Here is a 21,905-nt window from a genome sequence, read left to right as displayed (position 1 = left end):
GCCTCCTGGGCCTAGGGGGTTTCGTTTGGATCAGGTCGGATCACGCCGCGGCGCATGGTGCGGTGCATCGCAAGGCGGAGGATCACCCGCGTACTGGGCGTACTCGGGTGGTCCGACAACGCGGCGAGGTGCCGTGCCGGGCGTCGCGGACCCGGGCTGATCCAAACGAAGCCCCCTAGTCCTGGAACCCCTCCGCCGCCCGCTGCTCGCGCAGTTCGCGGATGGCCCGGCGGCGGGCCAGGCGGTGGGTTCGGCGGATCTGGGCCTCCTGGTAGCGGCGGCGGTCGCGGTCGGTCTCCGGGAGCACCGGCGGCACCCGGCGCGGCTTGCCGTCGGCGTCCACGCCCGCGAAGACCAGGTAGGCCGAGCCGACCTGGGTGGGCGGGGCGGACTCGTTCCAGCGCTCGGCGAGGACCCGGACGCCGATCTCCATGGAGGTCCGGCCGGTCCAGTTCACCTGTGCCTTCACATGGACCAGGTCACCGACGCGGACCGGCTCCAGGAACGCCATCTCGTCCATGGAGGCGGTGACGGCGGGACCGCCGGAGTGCCGGCCGGCCACCGCGCCCGCCGCGTCGTCGACCAGCTTCATGATCACTCCGCCGTGCACCGTCCCCAGGAGGTTGGTGTCGTTGTGGGTCATGATGTGGCTGAGGGTGGTGCGCGAGGCGGACGTGGGCTTGCCCGGGATGTCCGGTTCCCTGTCCGTGGCCTGGTCTGTCATGGCCTCCACCTTATGCCGAGGCCGCATTCGCGGACTTTTGTGTCGGCTTCGCAACAGCGCCGCCCTGATTTTCCGACAGCCCTTGTGAAGGACACGGCGCCGCCCTGCACACTGGGGCCCATGAATGACTGGCCCGAGGGATGGTCCGACGACAACCGCGGCTCGCGCTACGGACGCGGCAGTGCCGGCGCGCAGCCGGAGGGGGCCCGCGTGATGCGTCAGGTGCGGCGCGGCCCGGCGGTACCGCCCGGACCGCGCTCGGCGTACGACGACGGCGGCGCCGCGGCGCCGCCGTACGCGGCCGGTGTGCCGCAGCAGCCGTCGTACGTCGACGGCCAGGGGCACGAGGACGGCGCCGACTACGACAGCGGCTACAACACGGGCCAGGTCTACGGCGCCCCGGGCGGCCGCGGGCCGGGCGGTCCGGCGGGTGCGCCCACCCGCGCCCCGCGGCCCGCGCCGAACTGGCGGCGCCGGATCAAGTGGACCGCGCTCACGCTGGCGACTGTGGTGCTCGTCACGTCGGTGGCGACCTACTTCTGGGCCGATTCCAAGCTGCGCCGCGAGGTCGACCTGTCGACGGTCATCGACCGGCCGGAGACGGGCGAGGGCACGAACTACCTGATCGTCGGCTCGGACAGCCGTGAGGGCATGTCCAAGGAGGACAAGAAGAACCTGCACACCGGCGGCGCACCTGGCAAACGCACCGACTCGATGATGATCCTGCACGTCGGCGACAACGGCGACACGCTGATCTCGCTGCCGCGCGACTCGGACGTGGTGGTCCCGTCGTACAAGGGCTCGACGTCCGGGAAGCTCTACCCGGCGCAGGGCCGGCACGCGAAGCTGAACGCCACCTACGCCGAAGACGGGCCGACGCTGCTGGTCCGCGCGATCGAGGCCAACACCGGGCTGCACATCGACCACTACGTGGAGATCGGCTTCCAGGGCTTCGCCAGCATCGTGGACGCGGTGGGCGGCGTCGAGATCGACATCGACAAGGGCTTCAAGGACAAGTGGTCCGGCGCCGACTTCGAGGCCGGCAAGCAGACCCTGAACGGCCAGCAGGCGCTCGCCTTCGTCCGCACCCGGCACGCGTTCGCCGCGTCGGACCTGCAGCGCACCAAGAACCAGCAGAAGTTCCTGGCCGCCCTGGCCCACCAGGTGGCCACCCCGTCGACGATTCTCAACCCGTTCAAGTTCTACCCGACCATGGGCGCGGGCCTGGACTCCCTGATCGTCGACAAGGACATGTCCCTGTGGGACCTGGCCTCGATGTTCTGGGCGATGAAGGGCGTCAGCGGCGGCGACGGCACGTCGATGAACATGCCGATCTCCGGCTCCTCCGGCGGCAACCTCGTCTGGGACAAGGCGAAGGTGAAGACGCTGGTGGACGAGTTGAACAACGACGAGAAGGTCACGGTCTCCGGCAACTAGCCGGCCGCCGCGGCAGGACCGAGGGCACCCGCGCGGGTGCCCTCGACCGCTGTCGGCCGGGAAAAGCTCACATGCCGGCGCCCGCCGACGCCCGGCAGGTGTCCGCGCAGCGGCGACACGCCTCGGCGCAGCGCATCATCTGCTGGTCGTCCGGCATGGACATACACGCCTCGGCGCACATGTCGCACACCTTGGCGCAGAGCGTGCACAGATCGGGGGACATGGGCGAGCGCCGCATCATCATGTCGGCGCACATGCGGGTCATCTCGGAGCAGTCCATCAGCGCGCGCATGATCTGCATCTGCTGCTGGCCGCCCTTCTGCATGCAGGAGGTCATGGTCTCCTCGCACATGCTGTGGCAGCTCATGCAGGCCTCGATGCAGTCCTGCATCTGCTGGGTGAGGGCGGGCATCATCTGCGACTGGGTCATGGCTCCTCCTCGGAGGCGGGGGACCCGGGGCGGGCCCCGTGTGCTTCCGTCCTACGTCCCCGTGGTCCGCCGCGCATGTGACCGACCGGTCGGGAGGTCCCCCCACACAGCACAAAGGCGCCCCGGAGGGCGCCTTTCCCGAACCGTCCGGGTGCTTCTTACGGCAGGTTGCGGGCCATCACGATGCGCTGGACCTGGTTGGTGCCTTCGTAGATCTGGGTGATCTTGGCGTCGCGCATCATGCGCTCCACCGGGTAGTCGCGGGTGTAGCCGTAGCCACCGAGGAGCTGGACGGCGTCGGTGGTGACCTCCATGGCGACGTCCGAGGCGAAGCACTTGGCGGCGGCGCCCAGGTAGGTGAGGTCGGCGTCACCGCGCTCGGAGGCGGCGGCGGCCTGGTAGGTGAGGGCACGGGCCGCCGAGATCTTCATGGACATGTCGGCGAGCATGAACTGGATGCCCTGGAAGTCGGCGATCGGCTTGCCGAACTGCTTGCGCTCCTGGACATAGCCCTTGGCGTAGTCGAGGGCGCCCTGGGCGACACCGAGGGCCTGGGCGGCGATGGTGATGCGGGTGTGGTCCAGGGTCTTCATGGCCGTCATGAAGCCGGTGCCCTCCTCGCCGATCATGCGGTCGGCGGGGATGCGGACGTTGTCGAAGTAGACCTCGCGGGTCGGGGAGCCCTTGATGCCCAGCTTCTTCTCCGGGGCGCCGAAGGAGACGCCCTCGTCGGACTTCTCGACGACGAAGGCGGAGATGCCCTTGGAGCGCTTCGCGGGGTCGGTGACCGCCATGACCGTGTAGTACTCGGAGACGCCCGCGTTGGTGATCCAGCGCTTCACGCCGTTGAGGATCCAGTGGTCGCCGTCGCGGACGGCCTTGGTCTTCATGCCGGCCGCGTCCGAGCCCGCCTCCGGCTCGGAGAGGCAGTACGAGAACATCGCGTCGCCCTTGGCCAGGGGCGAGAGGTACTTCTTCTTCAGGTCCTCGGAGCCGGAGATGATCACGGGGAGGGAGCCGAGCTTGTTCACGGCCGGGATGAGGGAGGAGGAGACACAGGCGCGGGCCACCTCCTCGATCACGATGACCGTGGCGAGCGCGTCGGCGCCGGCGCCGCCGTACTCCTCGGGGACGTGCACGGCGTGCAGGTCGTTGGCTACGAGGGCGTCGAGGGCCTCCTGCGGGAAGCGGGCCTCCTCGTCCACCGCCGCGGCGTACGGCGCGATCTTCGCCTCGACCAGGGAACGGACGGCGTCCCGGAGCATGTCGTGCTCCTCGGACGGGCGGTACAGGTCGAAGTCAGCCGATCCGGCCACGGTCTCTCACGCTCCAAAGACGCAGTGATAATGACGCTAATTACCGTTAAGTAACTGAAATTTTAGAGGGCTTGTTCTCGGACGCCTACGTGAGCTTGGCGACAGCTGGAAAGTTGCCCGGTGAAGGGCCCGACTATGCTCGGGCACCGCATGACCTGGCAGCACCGACGGACCCGAGCTGGAGCGCACCCCATGAGCCTGAAGATCACCGTGATCGGCACCGGCTATCTCGGCGCCACGCACGCCGCGGCCATGGCCGAGCTGGGCTTCGAGGTGCTCGGCCTGGATGTCGTCCCCGAGAAGATCGCCATGCTGGAGCGCGGCGAGACCCCGATGTACGAGCCGGGTCTGGAAGAGCTGCTGCGCAAGCACGTGGCCGGGATCGAGGGGTCCACCGGGCGGCTGCGGTTCACCACGGACTGGGCCGACATCGGCGCGTTCGGCGATGTGCACTTCGTGTGCGTGAACACTCCGCAGAAGCACGGCGAGTACGCCTGCGACATGTCGTACGTCGACGCCGCCATCGCCTCCCTCGCCCCGCATCTGCACGGTCCGGCCCTGGTCGTCGGCAAGTCGACCGTGCCGGTGGGCTCCGCCGACCGGCTGGCCGCCTATCTCGCCGAGCACGCCCCGGCGGGCGGCGACGCCGAGCTGGCCTGGAACCCGGAGTTCCTGCGCGAGGGCTTCGCCGTCCAGGACACCCTGCACCCGGACCGGATCGTGGCCGGGGTGCGCAGCGAGCGCGCCGAGAAGCTGCTGCGCGAGGTGTACGCCGGCCCGATCGGCGAGGGCACGCCGTTCGTGGTCACCGACTTCCCGACCGCGGAGCTGGTGAAGACGGCCGCCAACTCCTTCCTCGCCACCAAGATCTCCTTCATCAACGCGATGGCGGAGGTGTGCGAGGCCGGCGGCGGTGACGTGGCGAAGCTCGCGGAGGCCATCGGGCACGACGACCGGATCGGCCGCAAGTTCCTGCGCGCCGGGATCGGCTTCGGCGGCGGCTGTCTGCCCAAGGACATCCGGGCGTTCATGGCCCGCGCGGGCGAGCTGGGCGCCGACCAGGCGCTGACCTTCCTGCGCGAGATCGACTCCATCAACATGCGCCGGCGCGGCGCGATGGTCGAGATGACCCGGGAGGCGCTCGGCGGTGGCTCCTTCCTGGGCAAGCGGGTCGCGGTGCTCGGCGCCACCTTCAAGCCGGACTCGGACGACGTCCGCGACTCGCCCGCGCTGAACGTGGCCGGCCAGATCCACCTCCAGGGCGGCCAGGTGACCGTGTACGACCCGAAGGGCATGGAGAACGCCCGGAAGGTCTTCCCGACCCTGGGCTACGCCGACTCCGCGCCGGCGGCCGTCCGGGGCGCGGATGTCGTGCTGCATCTGACCGAGTGGCGGGAGTTCCGCGAGCTGGACCCGGCGGCGCTGGGCGAGGTGGCCGCGGCCCGGGTGATCCTGGACGGCCGCAACGCCCTCGACCCGGAGCTGTGGCGGCGGGCCGGGTGGACGTACCGCGCGATGGGCCGGCCGACGGCGTAGCCGGCCGCACGCGGACGGACACGCGCGGACGGACACGCGCGGAAGAGCGGACGGACACGCGCGGAAGAGAAGACACGCGCGGAAAGAGAAGACCGCGCGGAAAGACAGGTGACGCCGGTTCGGCCGAGGCTCAGTCGGCCGAACCGGCGTCTGTCCGCATTCTGCACCACACCGCCGCGGATCACGGCTCCTTCGCCCGGTAACGGCGCATCTTGGCGCGGGCCCCGCACACCTGCATCGAACACCAGCGCCCGCGGCCGGCCGGGCTGCGGTCGTAGTACGCCCAGTGGCAGGTCGCGGCCTCGCACGCCTTCAGCCGGGTCCAGGTGCCCGCGATCAGTGCCTCGGCGACGCCGGCGGCCACCCGGGAGAGCAGCGGGGCCGCGTCGGCCGGGGCGAGGCGGGCCGAGCCGTCGTGGTCGTCGACGGCGACGTAGAGCGGGGCTCGCGCCAGCAGGGTGCCGAGGGGGGTCACCGCGCGGTGCGGCGGATGGCCGGCGTGGGCGAGCAGCGCGGCCCGCAGCGCCTCGCGCAGTTCCCGGGCGTCGGCCAGACCGGCCTCGGTGATCCCGAAACGGCCGCGGCCCTCCGCCGTGTCCAGCGAGTCGGCGCCCGTCTCGATGTCCAGGGTGTTCACCAGGGACTCGACCAGGGCCAGGCCGCCGGGGGCGGCCGATCTCTCGCTCATGCTTGCGACGTTACCTCTTCTGCGGGAGCATGCAGTAACCGTTACCGGTTACCCGGATCTATGGGTAACCCAAGGAGGTAGTCATGGCTCTTGCCAAGCTCGGTGTCGTGGTCCTGGACTGTCCCGACCCCCGTGCGCTGGCCGGTTTCTACGCCGGTGTGCTGGGCGGCACGGTGGAGGGGGACCCCGAGGACAGCTCGTGGGTCGACCTGAAGGTGCCCGGCGGGCCGGCGCTGGCCTTCCAGCAGGCGCCCGGATTCGTGCCGCCCGAGTGGCCCGCGCCGGACCACTCGCAGCAGTTCCACCTGGACCTGCTCGTGGAGGACCTGGACACGGCCGAGAAGGGGGTGCTGGAGCTGGGCGCGAAGCCGCTGGACACCGACCGCTCGCGCACGTTCCGTGTCTACGCGGACCCCGCGGGGCACCCGTTCTGTCTGTGCGCCTGCTGAACCGGGGCGCGCGCTGAACCGCCTGCCGAACCGAAGGAGGACACACCATGGCGTCGGTGGCCCGTCTCCGTAACGTCGTGCTCGACTGTCCCGATCCGCACGCGCTGGCCGCCTTCTACGCGGCGGTGGCCGGAGGCACCCCGCGGCCGGAGGACGACGACTGGGTCGTCCTCCAGGTCCCTGACGGGCCCCGGCTGGCCTTCCAGCGGGCCGAGGGGCACACCCCGCCGGAGTGGCCGCGCGCCGACCACAACGGCCAGCAGTGCCACCTGGACTTCGACGCGGGCCCGACCTGGGCGGACGTCGACGCGGCGCACGAGCGGGTGCTCGCGCTCGGCGCCCGCCCGCTGGACCTGGAGGACCGGGAGAAGAAGGACTTCCAGGTGTACGCCGACCCGGCCGGGCATCCGTTCTGCCTGTGCCGGATCGAGCAGCCGTGAGGGCCGGGCGCCCTAGGGGCTGTCCAGGTCGGTGATCCGCGCCGTCGAGGCCTCCCGGCGCTGCTGCGCGGCCCGGGCCATGGAGTCCGCGCTGCGCAGCACCCGCTGCACGTTTCCCCAGGTCAGCAGGGCCAGCTCGGCCTCGGACCAGCCGCGTCTGAGCAGCTCGGCGACCAGGTGGGGATAACGGGAGGCGTCGGCGAGGCCGCGGGGGTGGACGGCCCCGGAGTCGTAGGTGCCGGACAGGCCGACGCACTCGGGGCCGGCCACGTCGCGGACGTGGTCGAGGTGGTCCGCGACGTCCGGGACGGTCGGGCCGGTCTGCTCGGCGGTCAGCGGCACCATACACAGGCCCTTGGCCGCGCCCAGGGCGGCGAGCAGGTCGTCCGGCAGGTTGGCAGGGTGCGGGCGCAGGGCGCGGGCGGCCGAGCGGCTGCACAGCACCGGCGTCCTGGACAGGGCGACGGTCCGCTCGGCGGTGGCCTGTGAGGCGCCGGAGACGTCGGCGAGCACCCCGAGCCGGTTCATCTCGCGAACGACCTCCTCGCCGAACCGGGTCAGCCCCGACTCGCCCGCCCAGGCGGTTCCCGCGAGGGTGAGCACGCGCAGCCCGAGGCCGTGCAGGATGCGCAGGATGCCGAGGGAGTCGTCCAGCGCGGCGCCGTGCGCGGGGCCCAGCACCACGGCGACCCGGCCGCAGTTGTGGGCGTCGATGATCTGCCCGGCGGTGCGCACCAGCCGCAGCCCCTCCGGGTGGGCCTCGATGACGGTGCGGACCTGGTCCAGCTGCTCCAGGGTGGCCGCGGCGGCTCGCTCGCCGACCGGCCCCTCGGGCAGGTGCAGCGACCAGAACAGCGCGCCGACATGCCCCTCGCGCATCCGGGGCACGTCCGTGTCGATGGCCGCCTCGCCCAGCTCCAGGTCGTACCAGGGCAGATGGCGCAGGGCCCAGGGCAGACCGCTGTAGCCGTCGGCCACGGGGTGGACGGCGAGCAGGGCGTGCGCCCGCGCCAGCAGCTCGCCCGCGGGCTGATCGGGACGGGGGCAGCCCGGGCCGAGCGAAGCCGGGACGGCGGGAGGGCCGTCTCGCAGGCCGTCGTCCTCGCCCACCTCGGTCGTGGTGGGCATGTCGTCCTGGAGGTCGGCCATGACGGGCTCCGTACGTCGTCTGGGCTACGTCGGTCGTGAGCTACGGCGTGCTGTGGCTGGCGTACCGACACGGTCGCACGGAGCGGAGGGGAGCTTCCTGGTGAGTGGGGCGTTCGGGGTATTCCGGCCCCGCCTTGGCCGGAACACCCCGAACGGTCAGCCGTTCGTGCCGTCCAGCGACTCGATGGTGGCGAGGGACGGGGCGCGCGTGGCCTGGAGGTCCCGGGCCACGTCCTCCGCCGCGCCCAGCACCCGGACCGCGTTCTGCCAGGTCAGCTTGGCCAGGTCGGCCTTGGACCAGCCGCGGTCCAGCAGCTCGGCGAGCAGGTTCGGGTAGCCGGAGACGTCGTTCAGGCCGTCCGGGGTGAACGCGGTGCCGTCGTAGTCGCCGCCGATGCCCAGGTGGTCGATGCCGGCCACCTCGCGCATGTGGTCCAGGTGGTCCGCGACCGTCGAGACCGTGGCGACCGGGCGCGGGGTGCGCTCCTCGAAGGCCCGGTGGATCCTCATCGCCTCCGGGCTGGTGTCCAGGTGGTGCAGGCCGTGGGCGCGCATGTTCTCGTCCGCCGCGGCCGTCCACTCCACCGCCGCCTGGAGCACGAACTTCGGCACGAACGTCACCATCGCCACACCGCCGTTCGCGGGCAGGCGCTCCAGGACGTCGTCGGGGATGTTGCGGGGGTGGTCGCACACCGCCCGCGCGGAGGAGTGGGAGAAGATCACCGGCGCGGAGGTGGCGTCCAGCGCGTCGCGCATGGTCGTGGCCGCTACGTGCGAGAGGTCGACGAGCATGCCGAGGCGGTTCATCTCCGCCACGACCTCGCGGCCGAAGGCGGACAGGCCGCCCACGTTCGGCTCGTCGGTCGCGGAGTCCGCCCAGTCCACGTTGTCGTTGTGGGTGAGGGTCATGTAGCGCACGCCGAGCCCGTACAGGCCGCGCAGCGTGCCGAGGGAGTTGGCTATGGAGTGGCCGCCCTCGGCGCCCATCAGGGAGGCGATACGGCCGTCCCGGCGCGCCGCCTCCATGTCCGCGGCGGTCAGCGCGGGCGCCAGCTCGGCCGGGTAGCGGGCCAGCAGCTGCCGGACGCAGTCGATCTGCTCCAGCGTCGCCGCGACCGGCTCCGGCTGCTCGCAGGGCACGTACACCGACCAGTACTGGGCGCCGACCCCGCCCTCGCGCAGCCGCGGCAGGTCGGTGTGCAGGTGCTCGTGCTGGTCGCCGGCGATGTCCAGGGCGTCCAGGTCGTAGCCGGCCTGCTTGCGCAGCGCCCAGGGCAGGTCGTTGTGCCCGTCGACCACCGGGAACTCGCGCAGCAGCGCGCGTGCTTCGTCGAGGGCGGCCACGGCGGTCACTTCCCGAAGCCGAAGCCGCTCGCGCCCTCGACCTTGGCGCGCAGCCGCTTGCCCTTCTCGGTGGCCTGGTCGTTGAGGTCCTGCTGGAAGTCGCGCATCTTGTGCAGCAGCTCCTCGTCGTGCGCGGCGAGCATGCGGACCGCGAGCAGACCGGCGTTGCGGGCGCCGGCGACGGAGACCGTGGCGACCGGGACACCGGCCGGCATCTGCACGATGGACATCAGGGAGTCCATGCCGTCCAGGTACTTCAGCGGCACCGGCACGCCGATGACCGGCAGCGGGGTGACGGAGGCGAGCATGCCGGGCAGGTGGGCGGCGCCGCCCGCACCGGCGATGATCGCCTTCAGGCCGCGGTCGGCGGCCTGCTCGCCGTACGCGATCATCTCGCGGGGCATGCGGTGCGCGGAGACGACGTCGACCTCGTAGGCGATCTCGAACTCGTCCAGGGCCTTGGCGGCGGCCTCCATGACGGGCCAGTCGCTGTCCGACCCCATGACGATGCCAACAACGGGGCTCATTCGGTGATGGTGCCTCTCAGGTAGCCGGCTGCGTGACGGGCGCGCTCCAGCACGTCGTCCAGGTCGTCGCCGTAGGTGTTGACGTGTCCGACCTTGCGGCCGGGCTTCACGTCCTTGCCATACATATGGATCTTGAGCTTGGGGTCACGGGCCATGCAGTGCAAGTACGCGGAGTACATGTCCGGGTAGTCACCACCCAGGACGTTGACCATGACCGTCCACGTGGCACGCGGGCGCGGGTCGCCGAGCGGCAGGTCCAGGACCGCGCGGACGTGGTTGGCGAACTGCGAGGTGATCGCGCCGTCCTGGGTCCAGTGGCCGGAGTTGTGCGGGCGCATCGCCAGCTCGTTGACGAGGACGCGGCCGTCGCGGGTCTGGAACAGCTCGACGGCGAGATGCCCGACGACGCCCAGTTCCTTGGCGATGGTCAGCGCCATCCGCTCGGCGTGCAGGGCCAGGTCCTCGGGCAGGTCCGGGGCCGGGGCTATCACGGTGTCGCAGACGCCGTTGACCTGCCGGGACTCGACCACTGGGTAGGCGACGGCCTGGCCGTGCGGAGAGCGGACGACGTTGGCCGCGAGCTCACGGACGTAGTCGACCTTCTCCTCGGCGAGGACCGGCACGCCCGCCTTGAACGGCTCGGCGGCCTCCTCGACGGAGTCGACGACCCACACGCCCTTGCCGTCGTAGCCACCGCGGACGGTCTTGAGGACCACCGGGAACCCGTCGCCCTCCGCCGCGAAGGCGGCGACGTCGGCCGGATCGCTCACGATCCGGTGCCGTGGGCACGGGATGCCGATCGCGTCGAGCCTCGCGCGCATCACGCCCTTGTCCTGGGCGTGCACCAGCGCATCGGGCCCTGGGCGGACGGGGATGCCGTCCGCCTCCAGGGCCCTGAGGTGCTCGGTGGGTACATGTTCGTGATCAAAAGTGATCACATCGCACCCGCGCGCGAAGTCACGCAGCGTGTCGAGGTCGCGATAATCGCCGATGACGACATCGCTCACGACCTGCGCCGCGGAATCCTGAGGGGTGTCACTGAGAAGCTTGAACCTGATGCCCAACGGGATGCCCGCCTCGTGTGTCATACGAGCGAGCTGGCCCCCGCCGACCATGCCGACTACCGGGAACGTCACACCCCTAGGGTATCGGCCACGCCGGGGCGGCCGGATCGCATCCCTCTGCCGGCTTCTTACCCAGCGCTTTCCCTGCTCTTTCCGACCCGTTTCCGAGCCATGGCCTGGTCCACGGGCGTCCGCCGGTCCCCGCGGCTAGCATGGCGGGGTTGACGAAACCTACCGACGGGAGCTGCACCGCCATGGAACCTCGTTCCTCGGGGCTGCAACGGCTCGTACGCGAGGTGGTCAAGTTCGGCGCCGTCGGCGGCGCCGGTGTCCTGGTCAATCTCGGCGTGTTCAACCTGGTCCGGCATGTCTCCGACCTGCCGGTGGTGCGCGCCAGCATCATCGCGACCATCGTGGCGATCGCCTTCAACTACGTCGGCTTCCGGTACTGGACGTACCGGGACCGCGACAAGAGCGGGCGGACCAAGGAACTCACGCTGTTCCTGCTGTTCAGCGCGGTCGGCCTGGTGATCGAGAACGGCGTGCTGTACCTGGCGACGTACGGCTTCGGCTGGGACAGCCCGCTCCAGAGCAACATCTTCAAGTTCGTCGGCATCGGCGTCGCGACCCTGTTCCGGTTCTGGTCGTACCGCACCTGGGTGTTTCAGGCGCTGCCGGCCCGGAAGACCGTGGCGAGCGCGGAATCGATTCTGAAGCAGGAGTCGCAGCGGCCCTCGCCGACTCAGCGCGTCCCGTAGCCCCGCGGGGCGCTCTTCCCCGCTAGCGGACCGTCGGCCGTTCCTCGTCCGGCTTGCGCCCCGGGGGCGTGCGCGAGAGGAACAGGCCGAAGACCGGGGGCTGCGCCTGGAGCAGCTCCAGCCGGCCGCCGTCGGCCTCCGCGAGGTCCCGGGCGACAGCCAGGCCGATCCCCGTGGAGTTCCGTCCGCTGATCGTGCGCTCGAAGATCCGCGCCCCGAGATCGGCGGGCACGCCCGGCCCCTCGTCGGTGACCTCGATCACGGCCTGGTTGCCGGTGACCCGGGTGCGCAGGGCGACCGTGCCGCCGCCGTGCATGAGCGAGTTCTCGATCAGCGCGGCCAGCACCTGGGCGACCGCGCCCGGCGTGCCCACCGCCGTCAGATGCCGCTTGCCGGAGCTGACCACGGCCCGGCCGGCGCTGCGGTAGGCGGGCCGCCACTCGGCGAGCTGCTGCTGGATGACCTCGTCCAGGTCGAAGGTGACGGCGGAGCCGGTCCGCGGGTCGCGCGAGTTGGTCAGCAGCCGCTGGACCACGTCCGTCAGCCGCTCGACCTGCGTCAGCGCGATCGTCGCCTCCTCCTTCACCGTGTCCGGGTCGTCGGTGAGGGTGATCTCCTCCAGCCGCATGGACAGCGCGGTCAGCGGCGTGCGCAGTTGGTGGGAGGCATCGGCCGCGAGGCGCCGCTCGGCGGTCAGCATGCGCCCGATCCGCTCGGCGGAGGCGTCCAGCACATCGGCGACCCGGTCCAGCTCGGGGACGCCGTACCGCTTGTGCCGCGGGCGCGGGTCGCCGGAGCCGAGGCGCTCGGCGGTCTCGGCGAGGTCGGTCAGCGGGGAGGCGAGCCGGTTGGCCTGCCGTACGGCGAGCAGCACGGCCGCGATCACCGCGAGCAGCGCGACCAGGCCGATGATCAGCAGGGTCCGGCCGACCTCGCGGGTCACCGCGGAGCGGGGCTCCTGCACGGTGACCGTCTCGCCCTCCTCGCCCCGCTGCGTGGAGTGGATGGTGTCGCCCTCGGGCTTGCTGCCGATCTCGATGGGTGCCCGGCCGGGCATCCGGATGACCGCGTACTGGTCCTTGCTGACCGGGTTGCGCAGCACGTCCGCGTTGACGTTCTCCGCGGCGAGGATCCGGCTGTCCACGATGCTGGCCAGCCGGACCGCCTCCGACTCCACCCGCTCCTGGGCGCTGTTGCTGATCGTCCGCGTCTCGACGATCACGAGGGAGACGCCGAAGACGGCGATCACCACGAGGACGACGGCGAGGGTGGACTGGATGAGACGTCGGCGCATGGTCGGTTACCTGTGCTGATCGCTGGGCCGGGGTCAGCTCTTCTCGAACCGGAAGCCCACGCCGCGTACCGTCGCGATGTACCTCGGGTTCGCCGCGTCGTCGCCGAGCTTCTTGCGCAGCCAGGAGATGTGCATGTCGAGGGTCTTGGTGGACGACCACCAGGTGGTGTCCCAGACCTCGCGCATCAGCTGGTCCCGCGTCACCACGCGTCCGGCGTCCCGCACCAGCACCCGCAGCAGGTCGAACTCCTTGGCGGTGAGCTGGAGTTCCTCGTCGCCCATCCAGGCGCGGTGCGACTCGACGTCGATCCGCACGCCGTGCGTGGCCGGCGGCTGCTGCGGCTCGGCGGCGCCGCGCCGGAGCAGGGCCCGCACCCGGGCGAGCAGTTCGGCGAGCCGGAAGGGCTTGGTGACGTAGTCGTCGGCGCCCGCGTCCAGGCCGACGACGGTGTCCACCTCGTCGGCCCGTGCGGTCAGGATGAGGATCGGCACGGTGTGACCGTCGGCACGCAGCCGGCGGGCGACCTCCAGGCCGTCCATGCCGGGCAGGCCCAGGTCGAGCACGACCAGATCGACGCCGCCCTGCATTCCGGCGTCGAGTGCGGCGGGTCCGTCCTCGCGCACCTCGACCTCGTAACCTTCCCGGCGCAGGGCGCGGGCCAGCGGCTCCGAGATGGACGCGTCGTCCTCGGCGAGCAGTACACGGGTCATGAGGTGATGGTAGACCGCCCGGGCGAGGTGCCGGGGTGTGATCGGTTTCCCCTCTTCTTACCTTCGCACCGCATTGGTACGAACCATTGACCTGGGGATGCGATCGTAGGAGAGACCTTCGAATCAGCTCGCGCGGTTCCCGCGACACCTGTGATCCCCGTCTCAAGTCCTTCCATATCCGGCAGTGTCCTGCCGTATGGTGACCTGAACGCCGCAGTACACCGGGGACCTTTGGCGGGCAGTAGACGCTGAAGGTCTCTTTTGTGTACGGGCTGACCAAGATCAGCCTTCAAAGGAAAGACCTCCGGCCGGGCTCCGGACGCAGTGACGCGTCGTGGGGCGTGGATCCCGGTGGTCGCCGTCCGCCGCTCCGTGATCCGGAACGGACTCCCCCTGGGCGTGGGGGTGGACGACCGACTGCCGGTGCCGGCCGCACCCCCACGGGCGCGCACTCCCCCAAGCTCTCGGCTTCGCTCGAGCAGGGAGGGGCCCCCAGGCGCACGCCCCGACCAGCAAGGAACGACCATGGCGTCCAGCCTGACGAAGGACTCGGTCCGCCCGGGCACCCCCGGTTCCGAGAAGACCTTCTTCGGCCACCCCCGCGGACTGGCCACTCTCTTCATGACCGAGATGTGGGAGCGTTTCTCCTACTACGGCATGAGGGCCCTGCTCCCGCTGTACCTGGTGGCCCCGGGTGGCCTGCACCTGAGTGCGGGCACGGCAAGCGCGATCTACGCGGTGTACCTGTCGCTCGTGTACCTGCTCGCCCTGCCCGGCGGCTGGTTCGCCGATCGCATGCTCGGCCCCCGCAAGACGGTCGCCGTCGCCGGCATGATCATCATGCTCGGCCACCTCTGCCTGGCGCTGCCCGCCGCCGCGAGCTTCTACGTCGGCCTGGTTCTCGTCGCCATCGGTTCGGGTCTGCTGAAGGCCAACATCTCCACGATGGTCGGCCACCTCTACAACGGCCCGGAGGACCCGCGCCGGGACGGTGGCTTCACGCTCTTCTACATCGGCATCAACCTCGGTGCCTTCGTCGCGCCGCTGGTCATCGGCACCGTCGGTGAGAACGTCAACTGGCACCTGGGCTTCGCGCTGGCCGCGCTCGGCATGGCGCTGGGTCTGGTCCAGTTCCTGCTGGGCGGCCGCCACCTGAACCCGAAGAGCAGCCAGGTCCCGACCCCGCTGACGCCGGTCGAGAAGGCGGCCACCCTGCGCAAGGGCCTGATCTGGCTGGCCATCGCCGTGGTCTTCTACGGCATCGTCGGCGGCACCGGCCACTTCACCCTGAACTGGGCGCTGATCCCGCTCACCCTCATCGGCCTGATCGTGCCGATCCTGGTCATCTCCCGCATCCTGCGGGACAAGGACCTGGACACGGCCGAGCGCTCCAAGGTGTCGGCGTACATCTGGTTCTTCGTCGCCGCGGCCGTCTTCTGGATGATCTACGACCAGGGTGGTTCGACCCTGTCGCTGTTCGCCGAGAAGAAGGCCGAGAACTCGGTCCTCGGCTGGCAGTTCCCGGTCTCCTGGTACCAGTCGGTCAACCCGGTCATGATCATGGCGCTGGCGCCGGTCTTCGCCTGGCTGTGGCTGTGGCTGAACCGGCGCGGCAAGGAGCCGAGCACGATCGTGAAGTTCGCCTCCGGCCTGGTGCTGGTCGGTGCGTCCTTCCTCGTCTTCCTCGCCCCGCTGTCGATCGCCGAGGGCGGCCACAAGGCCGCGGCGATGTGGCTGGTCGCGATCTACTTCGTGCAGACCATCGGTGAGCTGACGCTGTCTCCGGTCGGCCTGTCCGTGACCACGAAGATGGCGCCGAAGAAGTACGCCTCGCAGATGATGGGCGTCTGGTTCCTCGCGGTGACCGCGGGTGACTCCGTCACCGCCCTGCTGTCGAACCCGGCCATCGGTGGCGTCAACCTCGACAGGATGGGCTTCGTCGCCCTGGAGGCCGCGCTCGCCGTGGTCGCCGGTGTCGCGGTGTGGATGTACCGCAAGAAGGTCAACACGCTCATGGGCGACGTCCACTGACGAAGTCCCTGAAGCACTGAGGAGGGCCACCGCATCCCCGGGACGCGGTGGCCCTCTTCCGTTCCCTGCGGGATCTCCGCACGAAGTCTCCGCGGGGAGTCGGATCAGCGGGTCCTGCGGCCCGGCAGGAACGTGAACACCGCGGCGCCCAGCAGGATCGCCGTGCCCGCCACCAGGCCCAGGGCCTTCAGCGCGCCGTGGTCGCTCGCGCCGGTCTCGGCGAGGCCGCCGTCATCGCCGGTGGTGCCGGAGGAGGTCCCCGACGAGGAGGAGCCGCCGGAGGTCGACGTGCCGCCCGCGGCGCCGCCGGGCTGCTCCGTGGTGTCCAGGGTGAGCGAGACCTCGGTCTTCGTCGGCGTGCACGTCGTGGTCGTACCGAGCGCCTTGACCGTCAGCACGCCCGGCGACAGCGTCGAGGTGCCGCTCGCGCCCGGCTTGTAGGTGCCGGTGAGGTCGGGGATCTCGATCGGGTCGCCGGACTTGACGGGATTGGCGTTCGTCGGCCCCTCCACATGTACGGTGCCCTTGTCGGCGCCGCCCAGCACCACCTCCATCGACGGCTTCACGGAGTCCTTCGGGATCTCGGCGGGGCTGTTCATCACCGACTTCTTGAACTGCACGGTGAGGGCGTAACTCCCGCCGTCCTTCCTCGCGTTGATCTGCACCGGCGAGGTCGCGCTCTTGTCACCGATCGGGGTCCTGCACGCGTACGGGATCTGCACCTCCTTGCCGGTGAAGTCGGTCTGCCCGGTGCCGCCGGTCGCCGTCGGGGTGGCCGTGTGCGTGGGCGGCGCGGACGTGGTCGGCGGCCCGGACCGGGTGGGGGTCGAACTGGACGTGCCGCCGCCGTCCGCCGTCACCTGGATCGTCGCCGCCTTCTGCACGGCCTCCTTCGGCGTGCACTTGGTGTCGGTCGACATCGCGTTGACCGTGTACGCGTCCGGCGTCAGCGTCACCTCGCCGGCCGCCGTCAGCTTCAGGCTGCCCTTCATGTCCGACAGCACCATGGCCCCGCCCTTGGGGATCGCGGGGTTCTGCCGCGGGCCCCGCATGGCGAGGTCGGCGGTCTGCGCCCCGGCCGCCTTCAGCACGCCGGACGGCTGCACCGAGTTCGCGGGCAGGTCGATGATGTCCGGGTTCTTGGACGCGGCCTGGACGAACTTCCACACGATGTCCACCGTGTCGCCCACCTTCGCCGTGGCCGGCGCGGTGATCTCGACCTTCGTGGTGCCGTCGACGGGATCGATGCCCGCGGGCGGCACACAGTGGGTGGCGTACGACACCTCGGCCGCCTGCGCGGGTGCCGCGGCGAGCCCCAGCAGGACACCCGCACCGCCGAGCGCCAGCGCGGCGCCCGCCGCCGCCGCCGGACTGCGTCCCCCGGCCGCTGTGCCTCTCCTTCGCATGCTCACGTGGGTCCCTTCGTGGTGGGAGTCGTAGGACTCGTCGGGCTGTCGTCGTGCGGTGCGGAGGTCCGGCCGGCCGGGCCGCCCGGAGCGGAGTCCGGGGTGAACCACGGCAGGGCCGGAGTCGTTTCGGCCTGGTCGGCCGTGGCGGCCGGGGAACCGGCGGTACGGGAGGAGCGCGGGAGGCGCAGGGCCGGCGACGCGGGCCGGGGCAGGCGCCGCCGATGGCTCGCGCCGCCCGGGCGGCGCGGCCGGACCCGGTCCACCACGGCCATGCCGGCGCGGAACAGCGCGGCCGGGACGACCAGGCAGAGCAGGATCCAGAACAGGGTCACGCCCCACGGCCGGCCCACGCCCCACGGCTGCTCGGCGAGCACCCGGCCGGCGTACCTCAGCGTCACGGTGTAGTCGCCGTGCGCCCCCGCCGACAGCTCGACCGGCAGCTTGATCTGCGCCTTCTTTCCGGGCGCCAGGGTGCCGTGCCACTGCCGCTCGTCCCACTCGGGCGCGAACACGCCGTGCGCGGTGCCGACCTGGAACACCGGGTTCTCGATCGGGCCGGTGCCGGTGTTGCCGACGGTGAACACCAGGGTGCGGCTCGGCGGCGCCCCGAACCAGGTGAGCAGACCGCTCGACCCGGTCAGCCGGGTGTCGGAGACCACCGCCAGCCGGCCGGCGGAGCGTTCGGCGGGCAGCGGGGCCACGGGATGCCCGGCGACCTCCAGGACGGCGTCCGCCTCGGCCCGGGCGCCGGTGACGGCGGCCACGTGCACCACGCACGGGCAGGGCACGGGCGGTTCGGCGACCGGCAGCTTCCGGCGGAAGGCGCCGTCGGCGCCGGTGGTCACGGCCCGCCCGTCGCCGTTGGCGCAGGAGTTGGTGCCGCCGATGACGCCCCGGGCCGGCGTGGCCCGCCCGCAGACCAGCAGCATCAGCAGCGTGCGGGGCCGCCAGCCGGTGCCGCCGACGGTGACCGAGCCGCCGGTGCCGGCCTGGGACGCGGACAGCCGCACGGCCGGGCCGTCCGCCGCCCGGACCGGGCCGGCCGGACCGGCGAGGGCCAGCAGCAGGGCGGCGACCACCGGGACGACGATCCGCCTCACGACACCGCTCCCGTCGGCTCGGCCCCGGCGGGCCGGGAAACGGGCCGCGCCCGGCGCCCGCACCGCCGCCGGAGAAGGACGGCCGTGCCCGCGGCCACCGCTGCCGAGCCCCCGGCCACCGCACCCCACGGCACGAACGCGGCCGACGCGTCCGCCGTGGCGCGCGCCCCGCCCGCCGCCGTCACCGTCAGCCGGACCCGCACCTCGTCCAGCATCGGCGGGTCGGGCCACGGCTCGCTGAGCGTGCGCCGGGCGCCCGGGGGCAGCCGGACCGGCAGGGTGCGCGGGGCGCGGTCCAGGACCCGGCCGAAGACACCGTCGGCACGCACCGCGAGCTTCGGCACCAGAACGGTCGTACCGCGGTTTACCAGCTCGTAGGTGAGCCGGTCGGCGTGTACGGCGAGGTGCTCGACGGTCAGCGCGGCGAGCGGCGGGCCGTCGACGCGCAGCCGGACCGGCACGGTGGCGGTACGGCCCCGCGTGTCGCCGGCGATGATCGCGCCGGTGCGGTCGCCGGGTGCGGCGCCCCGCGGCACGGTCACCGTGAAGGGCACCTCGGCGCGGGTACGGGCGGGGATCCGGAGCCCGCCGCGGGGGAACACCGCCGGCACGCCGGTGCCGCGCAGCCGGATCGTGACCGGTGTCCGGCCGTGGTTGGTCACGGACACCGTGTCCCGCAGCACCGCTCCGGGCGCGCCCTCGGCGTAGATCGCGGGGCGCGCGCCGCCCAGGGGCGCGAGCGACCAGCCACCGGACTGCGCGCCGGCCCGCGGGGCGGCGGTCAGCAGCGCGAGCGGGAGGAGCAGGGCGAGGAGCGCGAGCCGGGTGCGGGGGGTGCGTGGGGTGATGTCGGTGCGCCGGTGGCTCGCGGTGCCCGTGGTACTGCTTGCGGTGCGTCGGGTGCTCAGGGTGTGTGAGGTGCTTGCAGTGCTCGGGGTGCTGGCGGTGCTGGCGGTGCTTGGGTTCCGCGCGGTGCGTGGGGTGCTGGCGGTGCGTCGCCTCCGGGTGGTCGGGGTGCTCGGGATGTGTGGCGGGCCGAGGAGGCGTGCGGCGAGCGGCATGGGCGGCTCCAGCGGTGGTGGCCGGACGGTTCAGCGGGCGGCGCCAGGCGGCGTGGTTCGGACCGGCGTACCCGGTCGCCGGGGTCCGGTCGGGGCGTACCCGGTCGGCGGGCTGCGGTCGGGGCGTACCCGGTCAGCGGCGGGCGGCCTGGCCTCGTCGGGTCAGCCACAGGGCGCCCGCCGCGCCGGCGAGGAGGACCGTGCCGCCGAGCGTGCCGAGGGCGAGGGCGGAGTCCTCGGGGCCGGTCTGCGGAAGCTGCCCGCCGGAGGAACTGCCGCCCGAGGAGGACGACGCGCTGCCGCCCGAGGAGGACGAGGAACTGCCGCCGGAGGAGGAACCGCCGGCCGCTGTCACGTCCAGGGTCAGGGACGGCTTGGGGCTGTTGGTGGGCGTGCAGGTCGTCGTCGTACCGAGTGCCTTGATGGTGAGCGTGCCCGCCGTGAAGGTGACCTTGCCGCTCTTCTTCGGCGTGTAGGTACCGCTCAAGTCGCTGATCTTGATGGGGGTGTTGGCCGGGATGGCGGCGGCGTTGGCGGGGCCGCTGACCGCGAGCGTGCCGCTGTCGGCGCCGCCCAGCCCGATGGTGGCGCTCGGGCTCATCGCCCCCTTGCCCAGCTCGACCGGGCTGGAGGAGACGCCTTTCTGCCAGGACATGGTGATCTTGTAGCCGCTGCCGCTCTTGACGCTCTTGACGTCGATGGGCGAGACCGCGCTCTTGACGCCGATCGGCGTCTGGCAGCGGTAGTTGACGTCGACGACGTCGGCGTGGGCCGCCGGCGCGGCCAGCAGCACCGCCGAGCCGGCCAGGACCGCGGCGGACGCGAGCGCGGCGGTTCGTTTCGGGTACGACACGTCGGTCCACCCCAATCCTTCACGACCCCACTTGAGGGGCAAGCTTCCTGACGACACATCAGATTCGGCCGTCAAGGTACGCCGGGGGTCGTGAGGAAGGAAGACGCGGCACACGCCGGAGTTGTGGCGATCCGGCGTGTGGGACAGGGTGTCGGAGTGGAGGCGGGGGATCGGGTGCCTTCCGGCGACGGTCAGGCGGGCGCGCCCAGTTCGGCCCACACCGTCTTGCCCGGCGCGTCGGGAGCACGGACGACGCCCCAGTCCAGGCACAGCCGCTGCACGATGAACATGCCGTGGCCGCCGGGGCGGCCGGCGCGGTGCGGGGTGCGCGGGGCGGGCTGGCCGGTGCCGCGGTCGGAGACCTCGAGCCGGATCACCTTGTTGTCGCAGGCGAGGCGCAGTTCGTCGGGGCCCTCGGCGTGCAGGCAGGCGTTGGTGACCAGTTCGGAGACGACGAGCAGCACGTCCTCGGCCGCGGCCCGCTGGTCGGCGCCGGCGGCGGGCAGCCAGCCCCAGGCGTACAGCGCCTGGCGGGTGAAGTCGCGGGCGAGCGGGACGACCCCGCTCTCGCCCTCCAGGCGCAGTCTGCGGACCTGCCGGCCCTGTACCCGGGGCGCACCGTCGGTCGGCACGGCCGGCACGGACGGCGCGACTGCCCCCGTGGCTGCGCCGACGGCCGGCGCCTCCCCCTCGGAGACCCCGGAAGCGCCGCTGGGCTCCGGGCCGCGGTCGCCCGGCGAGTAAGGCCGGGTGGTGCTCATCAGCGCTTCACCTCACCGATTCACCAGTTCACAATTCGAAAGTCCGGTCAAAGGTCCGAACGCCGTGCGGCGCCGGCCGGTCCGTACGCCGTCCGACCGACCGGTCACCGGCCGCCCGCCGCCCGGGCGGGGTCCCGTGACCGCCCGTCCGCCGGGCGCGCGCTGCGTCCCGACCGTACGGACGTGCGTACGTCCCGTGTGGTTCATGGGTCCCGTCCGGGTCGGTCGCCGGTCCCGGGAGGGCCGGCGGCCGGCGGCCGACGGGACGCCTCCTGCGTATCTTCTGCCCTCTCCTGCCCGACCGATCCGACGGAACACCCCCGTATTGGACGTGACGGGTGCAACGCCCGCGGGGGCCGGCGCGCCGGCCGGACCGGAGAGGAGGGGGCGGCGGGTCAGTCGGCACCGTCGGCCAGGGCCGCCTCCACGGAATCGTGGACGGTGAAGACCGCCTCGGCCCCGGTGATCTCGAAGACGCGGGCGACCACCGGCAGCATCCCGGCCAGGTGGACCCCGCCTCCGGCGGCCTCCGCCTTCAACCGGGCGCCGAGCAGGACGTTCAGCCCCGTGGAGTCGCAGAACTCCAGGCGTGAGCAGTCCACCACCAGTCGCGAGAAGCCCTTGGCCAGAAGGTCGTCGAGGGGCTCACGCAAAAGATCGGCGGTGTGGTGATCGAGCTCACCCGCCGGTGTCACAACGGCGCTGGAGCCCTCTTCCCGCACCTCCACCAGAAGCCGGCCCGACTGTGCGCTGCCGACCGTCCCGTGGTCCATGCCGTCTCTCTCTCCCGAGGTCGTGGCTGCTGATGCCCTCGAACATTACG

General features: G+C 71.9%; 22 protein-coding genes. 6 read left to right on the top strand and 16 right to left on the bottom strand.

What is annotated here, in order from left to right; genetic code table 11:
- Window positions 1-175: 175 nt before the first annotated feature.
- Window positions 176-751: an acyl-CoA thioesterase gene (locus ACZ7DL_RS06760; protein ID WP_470771924.1), complete on the bottom strand. Its 576-nt coding sequence runs from the start codon at window positions 749-751 to the stop codon at window positions 176-178.
- A gap of 93 nt (window positions 752-844) precedes the next feature.
- On the opposite strand from ACZ7DL_RS06760, the gene ACZ7DL_RS06755 reads away from it, so the two are divergent.
- Complete coding sequence (locus ACZ7DL_RS06755) at window positions 845-2,161, top strand: LCP family protein (RefSeq protein WP_470771923.1); 1,317 nt, start codon at window positions 845-847, stop codon at window positions 2,159-2,161.
- A gap of 67 nt (window positions 2,162-2,228) precedes the next feature.
- On the opposite strand, the gene ACZ7DL_RS06750 is transcribed toward ACZ7DL_RS06755, so the two are convergent.
- Both ACZ7DL_RS06750 and ACZ7DL_RS06745 read right to left on the bottom strand, forming a co-directional pair.
- On the bottom strand, window positions 2,229-2,591 hold the full coding sequence (locus tag ACZ7DL_RS06750) for a four-helix bundle copper-binding protein (protein WP_470771922.1): 363 nt from the start codon (window positions 2,589-2,591) through the stop codon (window positions 2,229-2,231).
- 158 nt (window positions 2,592-2,749) lie between these two features.
- Window positions 2,750-3,907: an acyl-CoA dehydrogenase gene (locus ACZ7DL_RS06745; protein WP_470771920.1), complete on the bottom strand. Its 1,158-nt coding sequence runs from the start codon at window positions 3,905-3,907 to the stop codon at window positions 2,750-2,752.
- 192 nt (window positions 3,908-4,099) lie between these two features.
- Here ACZ7DL_RS06745 and ACZ7DL_RS06740 point away from each other — a divergent pair, with 192 nt between their 5' ends.
- On the top strand, window positions 4,100-5,443 hold the full coding sequence (locus ACZ7DL_RS06740) for a UDP-glucose dehydrogenase family protein (protein ID WP_470771918.1): 1,344 nt from the start codon (window positions 4,100-4,102) through the stop codon (window positions 5,441-5,443).
- Window positions 5,444-5,624: 181 nt separating this feature from the next.
- Here the strand turns inward: ACZ7DL_RS06740 and ACZ7DL_RS06735 are convergent, their stop codons facing one another.
- Complete coding sequence (locus ACZ7DL_RS06735; protein WP_470771917.1) at window positions 5,625-6,131, bottom strand: CGNR zinc finger domain-containing protein; 507 nt, start codon at window positions 6,129-6,131, stop codon at window positions 5,625-5,627.
- Between the two features lie 83 nt (window positions 6,132-6,214).
- On the opposite strand from ACZ7DL_RS06735, the gene ACZ7DL_RS06730 reads away from it, so the two are divergent.
- Together ACZ7DL_RS06730 and ACZ7DL_RS06725 are read left to right on the top strand one after the other, a co-directional pair.
- Window positions 6,215-6,580, top strand: coding sequence for a VOC family protein (locus ACZ7DL_RS06730; protein WP_470771916.1), 366 nt, complete (start codon window positions 6,215-6,217; stop codon window positions 6,578-6,580).
- Between the two features lie 47 nt (window positions 6,581-6,627).
- The gene (locus ACZ7DL_RS06725) at window positions 6,628-7,020 is read left to right on the top strand and encodes a VOC family protein (protein WP_470771915.1); all 393 of its coding nucleotides are present in this window, start codon (window positions 6,628-6,630) and stop codon (window positions 7,018-7,020) included.
- A 12-nt stretch (window positions 7,021-7,032) separates the two neighbouring features.
- On the opposite strand, the gene ACZ7DL_RS06720 is transcribed toward ACZ7DL_RS06725, so the two are convergent.
- The 4 genes from ACZ7DL_RS06720 to ACZ7DL_RS06705 form a co-directional block, all read right to left on the bottom strand.
- Complete coding sequence (locus ACZ7DL_RS06720) at window positions 7,033-8,169, bottom strand: dipeptidase (RefSeq protein WP_470771914.1); 1,137 nt, start codon at window positions 8,167-8,169, stop codon at window positions 7,033-7,035.
- A 156-nt stretch (window positions 8,170-8,325) separates the two neighbouring features.
- On the bottom strand, window positions 8,326-9,513 hold the full coding sequence (locus tag ACZ7DL_RS06715; RefSeq protein WP_470772002.1) for a dipeptidase: 1,188 nt from the start codon (window positions 9,511-9,513) through the stop codon (window positions 8,326-8,328).
- A 5-nt stretch (window positions 9,514-9,518) separates the two neighbouring features.
- The gene (gene purE / locus ACZ7DL_RS06710) at window positions 9,519-10,040 is read right to left on the bottom strand and encodes a 5-(carboxyamino)imidazole ribonucleotide mutase (protein WP_470771913.1); all 522 of its coding nucleotides are present in this window, start codon (window positions 10,038-10,040) and stop codon (window positions 9,519-9,521) included.
- Entirely contained in the window at window positions 10,037-11,176 is a 1,140-nt protein-coding gene (locus tag ACZ7DL_RS06705) for a 5-(carboxyamino)imidazole ribonucleotide synthase (protein WP_470771911.1), read from the bottom strand. The genes purE and ACZ7DL_RS06705 overlap by 4 nt, the downstream gene beginning before the upstream one ends.
- A 182-nt stretch (window positions 11,177-11,358) precedes the next feature.
- Between ACZ7DL_RS06705 and ACZ7DL_RS06700 the strand changes: the two genes are divergently transcribed.
- Window positions 11,359-11,862: a GtrA family protein gene (locus tag ACZ7DL_RS06700; protein ID WP_470771910.1), complete on the top strand. Its 504-nt coding sequence runs from the start codon at window positions 11,359-11,361 to the stop codon at window positions 11,860-11,862.
- A 22-nt stretch (window positions 11,863-11,884) separates the two neighbouring features.
- Here ACZ7DL_RS06700 and ACZ7DL_RS06695 read toward each other — a convergent pair whose 3' ends face one another.
- Together ACZ7DL_RS06695 and ACZ7DL_RS06690 are read right to left on the bottom strand one after the other, a co-directional pair.
- Window positions 11,885-13,156 carry an ATP-binding protein gene (locus ACZ7DL_RS06695; RefSeq protein ID WP_470771909.1) on the bottom strand — a complete coding sequence of 424 codons (1,272 nt, stop codon included), beginning with the start codon at window positions 13,154-13,156 and terminating at the stop codon, window positions 11,885-11,887.
- A 33-nt stretch (window positions 13,157-13,189) separates the two neighbouring features.
- Window positions 13,190-13,867 carry a response regulator transcription factor gene (locus tag ACZ7DL_RS06690; protein WP_030653180.1) on the bottom strand — a complete coding sequence of 226 codons (678 nt, stop codon included), beginning with the start codon at window positions 13,865-13,867 and terminating at the stop codon, window positions 13,190-13,192.
- 525 nt (window positions 13,868-14,392) lie between these two features.
- On the opposite strand from ACZ7DL_RS06690, the gene ACZ7DL_RS06685 reads away from it, so the two are divergent.
- Complete coding sequence (locus ACZ7DL_RS06685) at window positions 14,393-15,898, top strand: peptide MFS transporter (RefSeq protein ID WP_470771907.1); 1,506 nt, start codon at window positions 14,393-14,395, stop codon at window positions 15,896-15,898.
- Window positions 15,899-16,002: 104 nt separating this feature from the next.
- On the opposite strand, the gene ACZ7DL_RS06680 is transcribed toward ACZ7DL_RS06685, so the two are convergent.
- From ACZ7DL_RS06680 to ACZ7DL_RS06655, 6 genes are all read right to left on the bottom strand, one after another.
- Complete coding sequence (locus tag ACZ7DL_RS06680) at window positions 16,003-17,304, bottom strand: hypothetical protein (RefSeq protein ID WP_470771906.1); 1,302 nt, start codon at window positions 17,302-17,304, stop codon at window positions 16,003-16,005.
- A gap of 2 nt (window positions 17,305-17,306) precedes the next feature.
- Window positions 17,307-18,407, bottom strand: a complete 1,101-nt coding sequence (locus ACZ7DL_RS06675) for a hypothetical protein (RefSeq protein WP_470771904.1) — start codon at window positions 18,405-18,407, stop codon at window positions 17,307-17,309.
- A complete protein-coding gene (locus tag ACZ7DL_RS06670; RefSeq protein ID WP_470771902.1) occupies window positions 18,404-19,468 on the bottom strand; it encodes a COG1470 family protein in 1,065 nt (354 codons plus the stop codon). Before ACZ7DL_RS06670 ends, ACZ7DL_RS06675 begins: the two co-directional genes overlap by 4 nt.
- Before the next feature lie 133 nt (window positions 19,469-19,601).
- Window positions 19,602-20,321 carry an LPXTG cell wall anchor domain-containing protein gene (locus tag ACZ7DL_RS06665; protein ID WP_470771900.1) on the bottom strand — a complete coding sequence of 240 codons (720 nt, stop codon included), beginning with the start codon at window positions 20,319-20,321 and terminating at the stop codon, window positions 19,602-19,604.
- A gap of 191 nt (window positions 20,322-20,512) precedes the next feature.
- Window positions 20,513-21,082 carry an ATP-binding protein gene (locus ACZ7DL_RS06660; protein ID WP_470771898.1) on the bottom strand — a complete coding sequence of 190 codons (570 nt, stop codon included), beginning with the start codon at window positions 21,080-21,082 and terminating at the stop codon, window positions 20,513-20,515.
- Window positions 21,083-21,477: 395 nt separating this feature from the next.
- A complete protein-coding gene (locus ACZ7DL_RS06655) occupies window positions 21,478-21,855 on the bottom strand; it encodes an STAS domain-containing protein (protein WP_059251093.1) in 378 nt (125 codons plus the stop codon).
- Window positions 21,856-21,905: the final 50 nt, after the last annotated feature.

The organism is Streptomyces sp. NPDC036984 (assembly GCF_055607665.1).
This window is presented reverse-complemented; position numbering and strand designations above follow the sequence as displayed.

Bases quoted from the DNA above. Each gene is read 5' to 3' on its own strand.
- ACZ7DL_RS06760 (WP_470771924.1), bottom strand. From the start codon at position 751: ATGCGGCCTCGGCATAAGGTGGAGGCCATGACAGACCAGGCCACGGAC.
- ACZ7DL_RS06755 (WP_470771923.1), top strand. From the start codon at position 845: ATGAATGACTGGCCCGAGGGATGGTCCGACGACAACCGCGGCTCGCGC.
- ACZ7DL_RS06750 (WP_470771922.1), bottom strand. From the start codon at position 2,591: ATGACCCAGTCGCAGATGATGCCCGCCCTCACCCAGCAGATGCAGGAC.
- ACZ7DL_RS06740 (WP_470771918.1), top strand. From the start codon at position 4,100: ATGAGCCTGAAGATCACCGTGATCGGCACCGGCTATCTCGGCGCCACG.
- ACZ7DL_RS06735 (WP_470771917.1), bottom strand. From the start codon at position 6,131: ATGAGCGAGAGATCGGCCGCCCCCGGCGGCCTGGCCCTGGTCGAGTCC.
- ACZ7DL_RS06730 (WP_470771916.1), top strand. From the start codon at position 6,215: ATGGCTCTTGCCAAGCTCGGTGTCGTGGTCCTGGACTGTCCCGACCCC.
- ACZ7DL_RS06725 (WP_470771915.1), top strand. From the start codon at position 6,628: ATGGCGTCGGTGGCCCGTCTCCGTAACGTCGTGCTCGACTGTCCCGAT.
- ACZ7DL_RS06720 (WP_470771914.1), bottom strand. From the start codon at position 8,169: ATGGCCGACCTCCAGGACGACATGCCCACCACGACCGAGGTGGGCGAG.
- purE (WP_470771913.1), bottom strand. From the start codon at position 10,040: ATGAGCCCCGTTGTTGGCATCGTCATGGGGTCGGACAGCGACTGGCCC.
- ACZ7DL_RS06700 (WP_470771910.1), top strand. From the start codon at position 11,359: ATGGAACCTCGTTCCTCGGGGCTGCAACGGCTCGTACGCGAGGTGGTC.
- ACZ7DL_RS06695 (WP_470771909.1), bottom strand. From the start codon at position 13,156: ATGCGCCGACGTCTCATCCAGTCCACCCTCGCCGTCGTCCTCGTGGTG.
- ACZ7DL_RS06690 (WP_030653180.1), bottom strand. From the start codon at position 13,867: ATGACCCGTGTACTGCTCGCCGAGGACGACGCGTCCATCTCGGAGCCG.
- ACZ7DL_RS06685 (WP_470771907.1), top strand. From the start codon at position 14,393: ATGGCGTCCAGCCTGACGAAGGACTCGGTCCGCCCGGGCACCCCCGGT.
- ACZ7DL_RS06680 (WP_470771906.1), bottom strand. From the start codon at position 17,304: ATGCGAAGGAGAGGCACAGCGGCCGGGGGACGCAGTCCGGCGGCGGCG.
- ACZ7DL_RS06670 (WP_470771902.1), bottom strand. From the start codon at position 19,468: ATGCCGCTCGCCGCACGCCTCCTCGGCCCGCCACACATCCCGAGCACC.
- ACZ7DL_RS06660 (WP_470771898.1), bottom strand. From the start codon at position 21,082: ATGAGCACCACCCGGCCTTACTCGCCGGGCGACCGCGGCCCGGAGCCC.
- ACZ7DL_RS06655 (WP_059251093.1), bottom strand. From the start codon at position 21,855: ATGGACCACGGGACGGTCGGCAGCGCACAGTCGGGCCGGCTTCTGGTG.